We start from the raw sequence: 16216 nt of genomic DNA on the forward strand, positions 1-16216 counted from the left end.
CCAATTTTAAAATTATTCTTACATTAAAGTATTAGGATTTACATCTATACTTATCCTAATATGATTATAATTATCTTTCAGTAATTCATATACCATATTTCTTATAGAAAAACAAAATTCTTTTGTCAAATCACCTTTAAATATTATTTGCCACCTGTACATATCCTTAATTTTAGATATACTACAAGGGACTGGTCCTAGCATATCTATTTTATCATATTCACTAACTTTATTTTTTAATAATATACCTATATTTTGTATATTTTTTATTAATAAATTCTCATCTTTACTACTTAAGGTTATACTCATGATTTGAGAAAACGGCGGATAATTCATATCCTCCCTCAACTTAATTTCCTCAGTATAAAAACCTAAATAGTCGTTTGTAGCCGAATATTTTATACTGTAGTTTTCTGGACTATAAGTTTGAACTATTACCTTTCCAGGCTTATCTCCCCTTCCAGCTCTTCCTGATACTTGAGTAATAAGCTGGAATGTTCTCTCTGCAGCTCTAAAATCAGGTAAGTTCAATGTCAAATCAGCTGCTATTACACCAACTAGAGTTACATTTTTGAAATCTAATCCCTTTGCAATCATTTGTGTTCCAATAAGTATATCGGCCTTACCTTCCTTAAATGATCTATATATATCTTCATAAGAATTTTTCTTTCTAGTAGTATCAAAATCCATTCTCAAGGTCTTTGCCTGAGGAAAAAATCGATTAATTTCCTGTTCAACTTTTTCAGTTCCAACTCCAAAGAATTTCACATATTTACTTCCGCAGCTAGGACAAATACTTTTTGCCCTTTCACGCTTACCACAGTAATGACAGTGCAGCATATGATTTTCATGGTGGTAAGTTAATGAAATGTCACAACTTTGACACTTAAATACAAAGCCACACTTCCTACAAGAGACAAAGGAAGAAAATCCTCTTCTATTCAAAAACAGAATAACCTGTTCTTTTTTTGCTAGACATTCTTGAATCTCATTATATAGCCTTCTGCTTAGGATGGATCTATTATCACTATTTAGCTCCTCCCTCATATCAATAATATCAACTTCAGGCATTAATGCATTATCGGCTCTACTTCTTATTGAAAGGTAATCTATTTTGCCAGAAACAGCTTTATAAAATGTTTCCACAGAAGGAGTAGCAGAACCTAATATAAGCTTACAATGTTCCTTAGAACACCTAATTTCTGCAATTTCTCTAGCATTATATTTAGGATCACTATCAGACTTGTAGCTATTCTCATGTTCTTCATCAATTACAATTAAGCCTAAATTATTAAACGGAAGAAAAACTGCTGAACGTGCCCCTATTGCTACCTTTACTCTTCCTTCCTTAACCCTCATCCATTCATCATATCTTTCACCATCAGATAGTTTACTATGAAAAATGCATATATCTCTACCAAATCTACCCTTAAATCGTTCTATCATCTGTGGAGTAAGAGATATTTCAGGAACTAAAATTATACTTTCTTTATCAATATTAAGCATATTCCTAACTAAATTCATGTAAACCTCAGTCTTGCCGCTACCTGTAACACCGTGTAACAAAAATACATTGTCTTTTGAATTTAATACACTATCTACAACTGATTGCTGTTCTTTATTCAATACTTTTTCATCATATGCTTCAAATTCACGAGCATTAAATCTTTCGATTATAACCTTTTCCTGAGTCAAAAAACCATGTTTTAGCATGGTGTTTAATGATGAAAGTGAAATATTATAATTTTTAGCCAATTCATTTTTGTTATATTTTCCATTATTCTCTTGAACAAGCTTTAAAATAGAAATATAGCCTTCCTTAAGGTACTTTCCATAAAGCTCTTTCCCAGTATACAATACCTCACTTACTTTTTTTGAAAGCCCTTTAGTGACTGCAGAAGGAATAATAGCTTTAATCCCTTCAAGGTATGTGCAAAGATAGTTTTCACGCATAATCCTCACTAGTTCTAAATCTGCATCTCGAAGCAGAGGATAGTCTTCGCAAACTGATTTTATATATTTTAAGTTATTTATTTCTGCTATATCTGAATAAAACTCTAGTACATACCCATCAATTATTTTATTATTAAAGCCAAAAGGAACTTTTACTCTATGACCAAGTTTTACGCTACTTATTAGCTCCTCAGGTATACCATATGTAAAAATTCTATCTAATTGAATTGAGTCATTATCTATTATAATTCCCGCAAATTTATTCACTTAATCACCCTTTAATTCACCTATAGTATTTACAAATAGCTGCTTAAAAATTAAAAAAGGCAAGCTTGCTCTTTAAGCCGCAAGTTTTGCCCATTTATTAGATGCTTTTATGTATTTATTAAATTAAATAATTCTCTTGCAACTTCTCTTTTTGTCATTTTTTCCATAGGTATTATTTTACCTTCTTTTGTAATTATAGTGACTTTATTATCATTAGATGCAAAGCCAGTATCTCTACTAGTAATATCATTAGCAACTATATAATCTAAATTTTTAGTTCTCACTTTTGCCTCTGCATTTTTTATAAGATCATTGCTTTCAGCTGCAAAACCAACTAAAATCTGATTTTTTTTAGTTTCTCCTAAAGTTTTTAATATATCTGTATCTTTAATAAAATCTATACTAAGTTCAGATTCAGATTTTTTTATTTTTGTAGTAGAATACTGCTTAGGCTTATAATCAGCAACTGCTGCTGATTTTACGACAATATCCTGCTGTTCAAAATGATTTAGAGTTTCTCTAAGCATTTCCTCATTAGTCTCAACTTTAATATACTTAACTCCCACTGGTGGTACTAAGCTAGTAGGTCCAGAAATCAACGTTACATCAGCACCTCTGTCTCGTGCCTCTTCTGCGATAGCAAACCCCATCTTTCCAGTAGATCTATTGGTTATAAATCTGACCGGATCAATTGGTGATATTGTTGGTCCTGCTGTTACAAGTACTTTCTTGTTTACTAAGTCCTTTTTATCATAAAGCATTGTTAAAACAGTTTCTACTATGGTATTTGTATCAGCAAGTTTCCCTGTGCCAATATCTCCACAAGCAAGCCTGCCGCTTGCAGGTGGAATAAATTTATAATCTAAACTCTTTAATTTTTTTATATTTTCCTGTACAATTACATTATTATACATATTAGTGTTCATAGCCGGCGCAAAAACAACTGGTGCTTTTGTGGCCATAATAGTAGTTGTAAGCATATCATCGGCAATTCCATTAGCTACCTTGCCAATAACATTTGCTGTAGCAGGCACAATCAACATTAAATCTGCTTTTTTTGCCAAAGAAATATGTTGAATTTCAAAAGCTTTAGGTTCAGCAAACATATCGGATATCACCATGTTTTGACTTAATGATTGAAAGCTAAGAGGAGTAACAAACTCCATTGCATTTTTAGTCATTATAACATGTATGTCTAAATCCTTCTTCTTTAAAGAACTAATTACATCTAAAGCCTTATAAACTGCTATTCCACCTGTTACACCAACAACTACTGTTTTCTTAGAACACATTTTATTTAATTCCTTCTTTCACAGTTTCAAAAGTAATTTCACCAGAATTAACTTCATTTATTGCTATAGTTAAAGGTTTATTAATATCAACTAATGTAAGAGGTTTCTCTCCTTCTATTAATTGTCTTGCCCTTTTTGAAGTTATCACAACAAGAGAATATCTATTGTCGACTTTTTCTAGCAAATCTACTATTGATGGATTAATCATAGAACTGTTCATGTATTAAGCCCTCCTTTGAATAAGTAAAGTTTTCTTTCATTCTATCAACTCGACATTGTTCTGCAACAACAATACTTTTAATTTTATTTACTGCGACCTCAACAGTGTCATTAACCACAGCGTAGCTGTACTTCGAAACGTAGTTTATTTCTTTATAAGCGGATTTGAATCTAGTCATAAGCGATTCTGGGGTTTCACTTCCCCTGTTAATAATTCTATTTCTAAGTTCCTCCATTGAAGGTGGAAGTATAAATATAAATACACCATCAGGATAATTGTCTTTAACCACTAGTGCACCTTGTATGTCAATTTCTAAAATAACATTTTTCCCAGAATTAAGCATTTCTATAACCTTTGATTTTGGAGTTCCATATAAGTTTCCATATACTTCTGCATGTTCAAGAAAATCATCTTGAGCAATCTTATCTAGGAACTGATCTCTAGTCATAAAATAATAATTTTTACCCTCGACTTCACCATTTCTAGGTGACCTTGTAGTTGCTGAAACTGATACCCAGAACTCTTGACTTTCAAGCAGAGACTTACAAATAGTTCCTTTTCCAGCACCTGAAGGACCGGAAATAACTATTAATAGTCCTTTTTTATTCATTATTCATCAACCTCATCAACATCTACATCGTCTTTAGAAGTAAGTCTGTGGGCTACAGTCTCTGGTTGAACTGCTGAGAGTATAACATGATCACTATCTGTAACAATAACTGCTCTCGTTCTTCTTCCATAGGTTGCATCAATTAGCATACCTCTATCACGTGCTTCTTGGATTATCCTCTTAATAGGTGCAGATTCTGGGCTTACAATAGCAACTAATCTATTAGCTGATACAATATTGCCAAAACCTATGTTTATCAACTTTATACTCATACTTTTCCTCCTGATTATTCTAAATTCTGAATCTGTTCTCTTATTTTTTCTATTTCATTTTTAATATTTAAAACCCAATTTGTTAGCTCAAGATCATTGGCTTTTGAACCAATGGTATTTGTCTCTCTATTCATCTCTTGAACAATAAAATCAAGCTTTCTTCCAATTGCTTCATTCATTTCTAAAGTGTCCTTCATTTGTACAATATGGCTATTTAGTCTTACAATTTCTTCATCTATATTTGCCTTATCAGCAAAAACAGCCACTTCCATTGCTAGACGATTTTCATCAATGGTTACTTCATTTAGAAGATCATTCAACCTTTTGTACAGTTTTTCTTTATATTCTTCAACAACCAGAGGTGCTTTAGTTGCAACTTTTACAACTAAATCTTTAATATTATCACATCTTATCAAAATGTCCTGCTTTAACTTTAAGCCCTCTTTTTCTCTCATATCTACTAAAAGGTTTATTGCTTCTCTTAGTGGACCATTTAGTATTGTCCAAATGTGCTCTAAATCTTCTTCCTTTTGTTCTAGTGTAATGACTTCAGGAAACCTTGCAATGAGCGATACAGATATATCGTCTCGTACATTGTATCTATCTCGTATTTCTTGAAGGCATTTAAAATACTCATCCCCAATAGCAGAGTTAAAGTTTGCTGCAGCATCTTGCTTATTATAAATGCTTTGTGTTATAAAAACATCTACTTTGCCTCTAACAATTTTCTCTCCTATAGTTTTACGAATTTTATCCTCTAAGGAAACAAGATTCCTGGGCAGTTTAATATTTACATCTAAATATCTATGGTTTACACTTTTAATTTCTATAACAAAAGCTCTACCATTTTCCTCAATGCTTGCTCTTCCAAAGCCAGTCATGCTTTTAGCCATTTAAATCATCCTTCCGCCCTACTATTAAATATCATACTAATTATACATAAAAATTTACCATAATTTCAAGTCAAATTTATTATACAACTTATTTGTACGATTTCAAGCTTTTAAAACAATTTATTATCTCATTCTTATCTCTAGTTAAAGATATCCTAAAATGAGTACTATCGTCAACATCAAATATGCTTCCTGGAGTAACAACAATTCCATATTCCTTTAACAGCTCTTCACAAAATTCAATATTACTATAACCATAAGGAGCTTTACACCATAGATAAAAAGTACCTGCGCTATTAAAATATTGTATATTATGCTCATCTAGCAGCATTTCAGCAGCAGCTTTCCTTTCACTATAAATATTCCTTATTCTGTTTATATAGTCTATATCCAGCTTTAAAGCTGCTTCGGCCGCTTTTTGTATAGGCTTAAATTGACCAGAATCTACATTACTTTTTACTTTAAGCAGTGCACTAATAGCTCTACTATTTCCTACAGCATAACCTATCCTAAATCCTGTCATATTATATATTTTAGAAAACGAACCTATTTCTATACATTTTTTCTCAGTGTCAAATTGGAGAATACTTATAGGCTTTACATCAACATCTAATATTTCATTATATGCCCCATCATTACATACTAAAATATTATTTTCATATGCAAATTCAACTATCTCTTTAAAAAAATCCGCATTACCTACTGCTCCTGTGGGGTTATTGGGATAGTTTATTATCATTAAATTAGACTTATCTAATATTTTAGAAGGAATTGAATTTAAGTTTGGCAAATACATATCTTTTTCTTTGAGCTCAATTTTATAAGTATTTACTCCCCAGAGTTTACAACAGGTTTCATACACAGGGTAAGCTGGTGATGGTATTATTGCATAATCTCCTATTCCGCAGCTGGCAGGTATTATATTATTTAATCCCTCTTTAGAGCCAATTAATATAATAACCTCGTCATAATTTATATCTACTAAAAATCTGTCTCTATAATATTTTATAACAGCTTCCTTTAAATCTCTCATACCCTCATAGGGTGGATAATTATTAAAGCCACTATTGGAAAAATCAGCAACTAATGCCTCTAATATGCTTTTATCAACCTGCAAATCAGGATCTCCAATACTTAAATCTGTTATTTTAATTCCTTGTTCCTGAAATATATTTTTTATATAATCAAGCTTTCGAAAATGGTACTCTGCTATGGAGCTTATTCTACTATTATATTTCAAAATAATTCCCCCAATATAAGACTTTATACCATTTTATTATGAAAATTATGATTTGCTACAAGAATTTAAAGCTCAATTTCACTTAATGTGCATTCAAAAAATTAGGAGTAAAAAAACAAAATTGCTTTTACTCCCTAAATTATCTTAAAATTTATGATAAAAACCTGACTCAAAAATGTCTTTTATTTCATTAATATTAGTTGTCTTACCTAAAGCAAGCATAAGCTTAATTCTTGCCTTTTGCCCTGGTAAATTGTCACCAAAGATAACTCCTAGGTTTCTTAATTCCTTTCCACCTCCGTGGTAACCATAAGAATCCAGGACTCTTCCTTGAAAGCATCTAGAAACTAACACTACTGGAATCCCCTGATTAATAGCCTTATGTATTCCTTCTACCATTAATGGAGGAACATTTCCACGTCCTAAAGCTTCAATAACAAAGCCCTTTGAGCCCTGCTCTATGCAATAATTTATTATTTTAGAGTCCATTCCAGCTGCACATTTTATTAAATCTACATTTGTTTCAATCTTATCTGTTTCGATATGCTGTTTTTTAATACTGTCCCTATAGAATATAACTTCATTGCTATCAACAATACCTATAGGGCCAAAATTAGGACTCTTAAAAGTATCCAAGCTCATTGAGTTTGACTTTGTAACTTCGCTTGCACAATTAAGTTCATCATTTAAACAAACCAAAACCCCTCTATTTTTTGACTCATTTGAAATAACAGTACAAATAGATGCAGCCAAATTTGATGGTCCATCATAACCAAGCTCTGAGCCATTTCTCATGGCACCAGTTACTACAACAGGTTTTTCACTTTTGATTGTTAAATCCAATAAAAATGCAGTTTCCTCCAGAGTATCTGTACCATGTGTTACTACTACACCTGAAATATCTTCTCTATTTAATAGATTTTGGATATACTTTGATAACTCAAGCATTGTCTCAGGAGACATTTGTGGGCTTGGCAGATTTGAAAAAGAGTATGATTCTACCTGTGCATATTCCTCTATACCTGTAACCATAGTCATTATTTCTTCACCAGTTAGAGAAGGCACAGCAGCCTTTATTCTGGGGTCTACCTTCATAGATATAGTTCCACCATTAAATACAACAGCTACTTTTTTCATAAATTACACTACCAAAAAGCAAATACAATTAAGGGTATTTACGTTCCTGGCAGCTGTTCACCCCCCGCGTTAAAATTTGTAAATTTTACTTTTATTGAAGCTTATCTTTCATTCAATTTATATTTTACAATATATTTTGCAAAAATTCATCTTTTTTTTGAATTTAGTTTATCATCATTTTTTTCTAATTGCTCATCATATTTATTTGTCTTTATTGTTTGCTTTAATAGATAGTTTCTAGGAGCAGTTATGTATAATCTTGATTTATCCTTAATGTTATGCAAAAACATCACCCACCAGTTTTTAAAAGGAACCTATCAGGTTCCTTCTAAAATTTTTCATTTAAAGTTCTTCTTCTAACTTCTTTATTTTCTCTTGCATCCTTCATATCAACTCTATCTTCTTCTTTATTTTTTTTCCTTTGTTCCTTTTCTCTCTTTGTCATAATAATACCTCCCATTTATTTAGCTTAATTTGTTAGTCTTCTAATATGGTGCTATCAGGCTTCAGATTATCTGGTGCTTCATATTTTGGAGTTGGATTGTTAGCTATTGTTGTAACATTCTCAGAATTTTTCTTTATCTCACTTGCAATTATATTTTCAGCCTTGCTTTTTATTTTTTTTACCCTATTATTACTCATAGTAATACTCCTTACTTTTATTAAAAAAGAGCCTTATAGCTCCGGTTTTACATTATCATTTTTTCTATTAAAAGCAACCTTTTCAGCACTATGATTTATTTCTCCATTGTCAGTTCTTTTTAATCCCATTGCACTTCTTTGTTTATTAGTTAACCTATTTTTATGCATGTTATATTACACTCCTTTCTCTTTCACTTATATTTTCTCCACTAGGCATTCTTTTATGCTAGAATATAAAAATAGATATGCATTTAGGTTATTAATGCTGCTTATTTTTAACAAACTAAAGACCTGCAGATAAGATTGCAGGTCTTTAAGTAAAAATAATTACCTTTTTTCTTTATTATTTTGCCTTTCAGCTAATTTATTGGCATCATCGCATACTTCAATAGCATTGCAACAGCCTAAAAGTACAGCCATGGCTACAATTAATAGTACTGAGAATACAGCAAAAAACATTATTTGCCTCCTGATAATTAACTATACTATATACTATGATTTATCTTTAATTAGTGAAATTATAATTTAGTTATTATTTAAAATTATACTCCGTACTATTTAAGGTAGCCTTACATTATTATCTCTAAGCTATTTAAAATATCCACATTTTGTAGATTAATATAAAACAGAACTTTTATTTATTCATTCCAGTGTAAATCATAATTGCTTCTTTCAAAAATTCTGCAGTTCCTGACTGTTTCTTATCATAATACTGTGTAAATCTTTCATCATTTACATACATCTGAGCAATTCCTGCGTGCGCTTCCTTACTATAACTATCCCAGTAAAAACTCAACCATTGACGATGCAAATCTGCAGCCTTTTGAGCCAGTTCACCAGCTGGGTCTCCAGTTTTAAATGCTGCATCAAGAGTTTCTATTACTTCGTTACCAAGTGCTGTTATTTCATCATATTCTTCCTTAGTCATATTCTTTAATTTATTATTTGACTTGTTTACTGCTTCGTCTCCATACTTTTCACGTATTTCTTTACCATATTTTTTTTCATTTTCATCAATTTGCTTTTGTTTAAATCCTTCGAATTTTTCTATATCAGACATCTTAATTCTCCCTTCCGTTAAAGCTATTGTTTTTTCTACATTTGCTATTAACATATCCAATTGTTCTCTTTTTTCAAGAAGCTTTTCATGGTGTTCTTTTAGTGCCCTTGTTCCATCAAAAGAAGGTGCTTTTATTATTTCTTTTATACTTTCTAAATTTACACCTAATTCTTTATAAAAAAGTATCTGCTGAAGTGTATCAACCTCTTTAGGTCCATATATGCGATATCCTGATGAGTTAATTCTTGCCGGCTTTAGAATTCCTATTTCATCATAATACCTCAAAGTACGAGTGCTGACACCAGCCAGTTTACTAAGCTTTTGCACTGTATATTCCATGTTACCGCCTCCTGACAATTTAACTATACACCTTTACGCTGCGTCAATGTCAATAAAATATTTTAAATAATTAGTAAACAAAAAGACTCACTATAAAAGCAAGTCTTAAATACTATATTCATAGTTAATTTTAGCACCCTATTTATACTTAAAATAATCTTGAAGTTTTTTTGGTCCAGCTAAAACTTCCCTGCCAATAAACAATGTACCATCAAATTTGGTTTTCATAGTCCATTTCACTAGAGAAATATTTCCATAGTTAATTTCTATAGCTGTTATACATCTAGGGTGAACACAGCTTCCATCATTAAAATATGGAGGCTCATTAGTTTCAGGAAAAATTGGTCTGTGAGTATGTCCGGCTATTAGTACATGCTTCTCTTTTATTACCCATTCAGTAAGTTTTTTTCCTACTGCCTCTTTCTTTTCATAGTTTTTTGCAGCACTTGTAGGATCATTTACTCCATAAGATTCAAGAGGTTTCCACAAGTACCTAACTAAAAATCTGCTTATTTTCCATAGCGTGCTATTTAAATAATCTACTTGGTGTCCGTGAATTAAAAGAATCTTATCATTAGTTACTTTGTGTCTTAATATTAAACCTTCATGTAACTTTATATTTTCAAATAGAGGAACATTTCTTTTCTGGCGTTCATCATAGTATTCATATAGATTATTTTTTACAAAATTATTATTATTCTTTACCATATCATGATTTCCATAAATAAAATAAGCTCTTTCTTCATTATAGAATCTTTTTAGTAATGAAAATGCGTCACTATGAATGTGCACAATGTCATAGAAGCTTTTATTTTCCCATAGTTCATCTCCATCACCTAGTTCTATATAGATATATTTTTGATTATAATAATATGTTAAAGCAGCATAATATAGATTTTGGTTTTTCGAAAAATCATCTGCCCAGTTTCCATCTCCTCTATGACAGTCACTTATTAATACTATTCTTGAAGAATTATCAAATGGTATTTGCTCAGCTGACTCAAAGACCTTAGTTATGCATTTTAATCTACTCATTTTCCCCCTACCATTATAATTAATCTTACTATATTACAATATATTCCTATGAATATTAAAAAGAACGCAATAAATATGACAATGGCAGGAATACTCTTCCTGCCTTAGCATTTTTAATCGATATAACTTTTAATCTTTTCATATTTATCATATATTCCTTTTGGTTTTCCAACCTTCCCCAACATTTCGTAGATATCAGGCGCTTTTTGCTGTAGGGCTTTTAATTTGTCCGGGAATTTATTATAACCTGCAGTTATTTCTTGATATTTATCACATAAAAGTTTATTTTTCTTTTGTATTAGTTTATCCGTTTCCTTGGTTCGTGTAAATGGTTGAGGTGTGCGCGGTTCTTTGAATTTTAAACTTACATTAAATCCATTTATGACAATTTCCTTTTCTGAATAACCTGCATTCTTTAGTCCATCAATAAATGCACTAAGCATTTTTTTATCTTTTAAGGTAATAGTTAGTATCAAAGTTAATTCCCATGGTTCTGAGTACTCTCCCAATTTAAAGCCAGTAAGCCACCAATGTCTGCCTCTTCTTGAGAATAACGCTTTACCATTCTTTTTTAAAACAAATGCCATTTCAAGTCTATCTTCATCACTTGCTGAATGATAGAAGGTTCCATTAAAAATTCCAGGAATATTTAAATCAGGTCCCTCTGTTGTATAAATCCCTATTTCTGCTCCTGTTGTCATGTCATATTGGCCTTTCCAAAATTCAATTAGCCATCTTTTACCTTCATATTCAAAGGTAATTGGTTCACAGTCAATAATCATCCCCCAAGGTGCTGCTGCTTCATCATAAAGGCGGCAGTAACCATGATCTTTTTGCCAAGGATCCATATTGGAATAAAATATATCTTGAAGAGGATCATATGAGTAGCCGGCTGCCTCTATTGCATTATTCAACGAATCATCATCAAGGCCATTTTTTCCATTGAACAGTGCTTTTATTGCAGCTATACCATGGAATCTTTGCGGCACACCTCGATATATTATAAAAGCAAACAAACCTGCAAATACTAAAATGGAAATTACAAGTACAAGAATCCAATTATAGGAGATTTTTTCTTCAAAGGCTTGTATCTGAAAAGATGCCGCTGTTACTGTAGCTCTTATTAATAAATTAAATATACTTGAGCATAATGCAAAAAGCATAAAAATCACCCCAAATAGATTATTTTGTATCATAATATTCTAAATGGAATGATTATGTTATAAAAACTGTAAAAATAATTATTATGCAGTAATTATCTCTTTGCTGCTTAAATTTTCTTTAGCTGAATCCTTAAAATACTTTCTAAGAGAAATACCTTCATACGTAATCATAAAAATCCAACCAACTGCAATTCCATAGCATACGCTTGGAACCCCAAAATAGGGGGCTAATAAGTAAGATAATAAAACTCTTATAGATATTTGCCCTAATGTAGCCACTAAAGTTATACGAAGCTTACCAACGCCTCTAAAAAATCCCTGGAATATATTACAAAATCCTGATAAAACATAAAAAACAGACATTATTTTTAGATACTGAACCCCTATTGATATTACCTGTTTTTCAGAAGCTGCAACAAATAGATTCATAATTTTTTCTGCCCATATAAATACTATTACTGCCGTAATTAAGCAGTAAACAGTAATTATAATATTGCTTTTTTTATATCCTTCTACAATCCTCTCCTTTTTTCCAGCACCCTTATTTTGTGCGGAATAAGTTGCTACGGATGCTGCAAAGCTGTCTCCAGGTGATAATAAAAAAGCATCCACTCTTGTAACTGAATTATAAGCCGCTATTGCATTTGTTCCAAAGGGGTTTACTACACCTTGAACTAATAGTTTACCAATATATAAACAAGTTTGCTGAAGGGCTGATACCCAGCTATATTGAATAGTTCTTCTTAATAGTGGCTTGTCTATTATGTATTCTTTCTTCTTAAGCTTAATTAAAGGTATCTTCATATAAATATAAGCTATACATAAAAGTGAAGAAACCCCTTGAGCAATTACAGTTGCTATTGCTGAACCAGCAACTCCAAGCTTAAAAACTACAACAAAAATTATACACAAGATACCATTTAAAATACAAGAAATAATCAAAAATATTAATGGTGTTTTTGAATCACCTATTGCCCTCAAGGCAGAAGAATAGAAGTTATATAAAAACGAAAAAATTAATCCTCCAAATATTATTTTTAAATATATATCTGCATCATTTAAAATTTCTTCTGGGGTACCTGTAACAGTAAGTATCCACCTTGATAGAAGAATGCAAATAATAGACATTGCTATAGAGAATAATGTTCCAACAATTAATGCTGTGGAAACTTCTCTCTTTAAAGCATTATATTTCCCTGCACCAAAAAGCTGAGACATAAGAACTGAAGTACCAATACAAATTCCAAATATGAAAAATATTGCAATTGACATAATTGGGTTTGCTACACCAACTGAGGCTAATGCATTTTTCCCAATCAATCTGCCAACTATTATTGCATCTGTAGTATTATATAACTGTTGAAATATATTGCCTAAAACCATAGGTATAGCAAAGGTAATTAGAATTTTAGATGTGCTTCCTTCTGTCATATCACCCTTCATAAATCCATCTCCTAACAATGATTTATCTTATGCCTTTTTAATCAATTGAATTATAGCATACATAATAATATAATAAAAATATTAATTATTGATAACAACTATATACTTTTTTATATAGATCAAAAGATAGTAGACAAAAATAAATCTGTTTAATAATTTTAAGCTTATATATAAACATTTTATATATTAATATGAATTAGCTAAAAAATCAGCACCACCCATTTTTTATAGGTGGTGCAGAATACATATATGTGTTTTATTAATATATTATCTTATAATAATTGTTCCTTCAACCGCTGGGATTATGAATTCTATGCTGTTACTACCTTGTGTAAATTCTACTTTTTTGTCATTAAACAACACTTCATTTACTGCTATTTTATTGAAAATCACCTTAAAAGTTTCATAACCTTCAAATCCTGTATGTACCTTCCTAATTTGAATTACTTCTTCAGCATTTGAAACTTTTTTGAATTCGTACAGTGAATATTCACCATTTTTATAATTAAAACTTTCTCCGTCATCTAAATAATGGCTATATATACCATTACCTTCGTAAATATCAAGTATCAATTCCTTCACCTTGATTTCTCCGATATAATTCTGATCTGGGTAATTAGGAATTATGCTTCCTTGTTTAATATAAATCGGACAAATATCAATTGGTGCTTCTTTAAGAACAATCTGCTTTCCTTTATATTTTTCCTTTGTCCAGTAATCAATCCACTGCCCTTCTGGTAAATATACTGCTCTAAAATTCTTTCCTTGTTCAAGTATTGGCGCTACAAGAATATTTTCTCCAAATAAAAACTCATCATTTATTTCTTTAACATTATTGTCATGTTCATAATGCAGAACTAACGGCCTCATAACTGGAAGCCCAGTATTTTCTCCATTCCACATCAAATCATATAAATATGGCAGTAATCTGTATCTAAGTTTTATATATTTCCTATTTATACTTAAAGTTTCTTCATCAAATGCCCAAGGCTCTTGATCCCTAGTATGAGCACAAGAGTGGTTTCTAAATAGTGGTGTGAAGCACCCTATCTGTACCCACCTTGATAACAGTTCACCAGTACAATCAAAGCTGAATCCCCCCACATCTGTACCGCAAAAACTAAATCCACTTAATCCTAAATTTAAAAGCATAGGTACAGACATTCTTAAATGTTCCCAAAAGCTTTGATTATCTCCTGTCCAAACAGTTGAATACTTTTGAGTTCCTGCGTAAGCAGCTCTTGTAATTACAAAGGGCCTTTTTGAACTATATTTTTTTATTCCTTCATAAGTTGCTTTTGACATCAAATGGCCATATACATTATGAATTTCTCTATGATTCGTATTTCTGCCTTCATTTTCAAATTGAACATCATCTGGTAGTGGTCCATTAAAGCTTGCTGGTTCATTCATATCATTCCAAATACCAGCTACCCCAGCTTCTAACATTAGCTTTTGATTGTCCGCCCACCAAGTTCTCGCTTTTATCTGAGAGAAGTCTGGAAAAACAGCATCCCCGGGCCAAACTTTATTTACATAAGTTAATCCGTCCTTGTCAGTTGCGAAGTATTTATTCTCTAAACCCCTATCATAAATTTCATAACCTGTTTCCTTCTTAACACCTGGATCAATAATTGTGACTACTTTAAATCCATCCTGTTTAAGCTCACTCAAAGTTTTCTTTTCATCTGGGAATCTGCTTTTATCCCATGTGAATACTTTATATTTGTCCATATAATCAATATCAAGATGTATAACATCACAGGGAATATCTTTTTTTCTAATTTCCTCAGCTATTTCCTTAACCCTACTCTCTGGAGCGTAACCCCATCTACTCTGTTGATATCCTAATGTCCAAATTTGAGGAAGTGGGGTTTTTCCTGTTAAATTTGTATAACTTAATAATATATCTCTAATGTTATTGCCACCTATAAAATAATAATCTAAATTTCCATCATCTGCTCCAAAATAATAATAATTTTCATTTTCTTTTCCCATATCAAAATAACTCTTATATGTATTATCAAAGAATATACCAAAAACACAATTTTCACGTAGTGTAATAAAAAACGGAATTGATTTATACAATGATTTGTAACTTTCTACATGAGGACTAGGATCATCAGTATTCCACATTTCATAAGAATATCCTCTTTTATTTAAATGACCAGTTTTATCCCCAAGTCCATAAAACTTTTCGTCTCCATAAAGCCTTTTTATTATCTCTATTTTATGGCTGTCACTATTTTTTTCTGACTTATGTCCTTCTTCTTCAAGAATATTTCCGTACCCTCTTCTTATAAAGGGTTCTCTTGTGAATTCATAATCTTCACAAAGTTTTGTTCCATTCTTATCATAAAAATTAACTTTAAAATTGTCGCATACTCGAACTATTAATGTTTCAGTTCTAATCTCAACACAACAATTCTTTTCTTCTACAGTAAAACTTCCAGGTTGAAGCTCTAAATTTTCAATAGCTCTTGAATAGTGATCGTTGTATTTTAAAGGTGAAAAAATATTTATAACCCATGGATTTATAACTTCAATTCTTCCAACATTTTCTTCAAAAACAAAAAATACTTTATTTTCTTCAATACTATAACTTTTTATTTTACCAAACATATTATCACTCCTGCATTTTTTATTCCTA

17 protein-coding genes are annotated in these 16216 nt (G+C 31.2%); all 17 read right to left on the reverse strand.

Features of this window, described 5'->3' with window-relative positions:
• Window positions 1-18 precede the first annotated feature (18 nt).
• Window positions 19-2220, reverse strand: a complete 2202-nt coding sequence (gene priA, locus bsdE14_RS21495; protein WP_264852072.1) for a primosomal protein N' — start codon at window positions 2218-2220, stop codon at window positions 19-21.
• Between the two features lie 107 nt (window positions 2221-2327).
• Window positions 2328-3512, reverse strand: coding sequence for a bifunctional phosphopantothenoylcysteine decarboxylase/phosphopantothenate--cysteine ligase CoaBC (gene coaBC, locus bsdE14_RS21500; RefSeq protein WP_264852073.1), 1185 nt, complete (start codon window positions 3510-3512; stop codon window positions 2328-2330).
• A 1-nt stretch (window position 3513) separates the two neighbouring features.
• Window positions 3514-3732: a DNA-directed RNA polymerase subunit omega gene (rpoZ, locus tag bsdE14_RS21505; RefSeq protein ID WP_264852074.1), complete on the reverse strand. Its 219-nt coding sequence runs from the start codon at window positions 3730-3732 to the stop codon at window positions 3514-3516.
• Entirely contained in the window at window positions 3713-4342 is a 630-nt protein-coding gene (gene gmk, locus bsdE14_RS21510) for a guanylate kinase (protein WP_264852075.1), read from the reverse strand. Before gmk ends, rpoZ begins: the two co-directional genes overlap by 20 nt.
• On the reverse strand, window positions 4342-4614 hold the full coding sequence (remA, locus tag bsdE14_RS21515) for an extracellular matrix/biofilm regulator RemA (protein WP_264852076.1): 273 nt from the start codon (window positions 4612-4614) through the stop codon (window positions 4342-4344). The genes gmk and remA overlap by 1 nt, the downstream gene beginning before the upstream one ends.
• A gap of 14 nt (window positions 4615-4628) precedes the next feature.
• Window positions 4629-5507 carry a YicC/YloC family endoribonuclease gene (locus tag bsdE14_RS21520; protein WP_264852077.1) on the reverse strand — a complete coding sequence of 293 codons (879 nt, stop codon included), beginning with the start codon at window positions 5505-5507 and terminating at the stop codon, window positions 4629-4631.
• Between the two features lie 88 nt (window positions 5508-5595).
• Complete coding sequence (locus bsdE14_RS21525; protein WP_264852078.1) at window positions 5596-6747, reverse strand: aminotransferase class I/II-fold pyridoxal phosphate-dependent enzyme; 1152 nt, start codon at window positions 6745-6747, stop codon at window positions 5596-5598.
• A gap of 144 nt (window positions 6748-6891) precedes the next feature.
• Window positions 6892-7884 carry an asparaginase gene (locus bsdE14_RS21530; RefSeq protein WP_264852079.1) on the reverse strand — a complete coding sequence of 331 codons (993 nt, stop codon included), beginning with the start codon at window positions 7882-7884 and terminating at the stop codon, window positions 6892-6894.
• A 146-nt stretch (window positions 7885-8030) separates the two neighbouring features.
• Entirely contained in the window at window positions 8031-8168 is a 138-nt protein-coding gene (locus tag bsdE14_RS21535) for a hypothetical protein (RefSeq protein WP_264852080.1), read from the reverse strand.
• Between the two features lie 193 nt (window positions 8169-8361).
• Entirely contained in the window at window positions 8362-8526 is a 165-nt protein-coding gene (locus bsdE14_RS21540; protein ID WP_264852081.1) for a hypothetical protein, read from the reverse strand.
• Window positions 8527-8559: 33 nt separating this feature from the next.
• Window positions 8560-8694 carry a hypothetical protein gene (locus bsdE14_RS21545; RefSeq protein ID WP_264852082.1) on the reverse strand — a complete coding sequence of 45 codons (135 nt, stop codon included), beginning with the start codon at window positions 8692-8694 and terminating at the stop codon, window positions 8560-8562.
• A 159-nt stretch (window positions 8695-8853) separates the two neighbouring features.
• Window positions 8854-8985 (reverse strand): hypothetical protein, encoded by a 132-nt coding sequence (locus bsdE14_RS21550; RefSeq protein ID WP_264852083.1) that lies wholly within the window; start codon window positions 8983-8985, stop codon window positions 8854-8856.
• Window positions 8986-9160: 175 nt separating this feature from the next.
• Window positions 9161-9925 carry a MerR family transcriptional regulator gene (locus bsdE14_RS21555; protein ID WP_264852084.1) on the reverse strand — a complete coding sequence of 255 codons (765 nt, stop codon included), beginning with the start codon at window positions 9923-9925 and terminating at the stop codon, window positions 9161-9163.
• 138 nt (window positions 9926-10063) lie between these two features.
• Window positions 10064-10960 (reverse strand): metallophosphoesterase, encoded by an 897-nt coding sequence (locus bsdE14_RS21560; RefSeq protein ID WP_264852085.1) that lies wholly within the window; start codon window positions 10958-10960, stop codon window positions 10064-10066.
• Window positions 10961-11073: 113 nt separating this feature from the next.
• Window positions 11074-12123 carry a DUF4474 domain-containing protein gene (locus tag bsdE14_RS21565; RefSeq protein WP_264852086.1) on the reverse strand — a complete coding sequence of 350 codons (1050 nt, stop codon included), beginning with the start codon at window positions 12121-12123 and terminating at the stop codon, window positions 11074-11076.
• Between the two features lie 81 nt (window positions 12124-12204).
• Entirely contained in the window at window positions 12205-13566 is a 1362-nt protein-coding gene (locus tag bsdE14_RS21570) for an MATE family efflux transporter (RefSeq protein WP_264852088.1), read from the reverse strand.
• 267 nt (window positions 13567-13833) lie between these two features.
• Window positions 13834-16188, reverse strand: coding sequence for a glycoside hydrolase family 31 protein (locus bsdE14_RS21575; RefSeq protein ID WP_264852089.1), 2355 nt, complete (start codon window positions 16186-16188; stop codon window positions 13834-13836).
• Window positions 16189-16216: the final 28 nt, after the last annotated feature.

The sequence above is a fragment of the Clostridium omnivorum genome, from assembly GCF_026012015.1.
GTDB classification, from domain to species: domain Bacteria; phylum Bacillota; class Clostridia; order Clostridiales; family Clostridiaceae; genus Clostridium_AX; species Clostridium_AX omnivorum.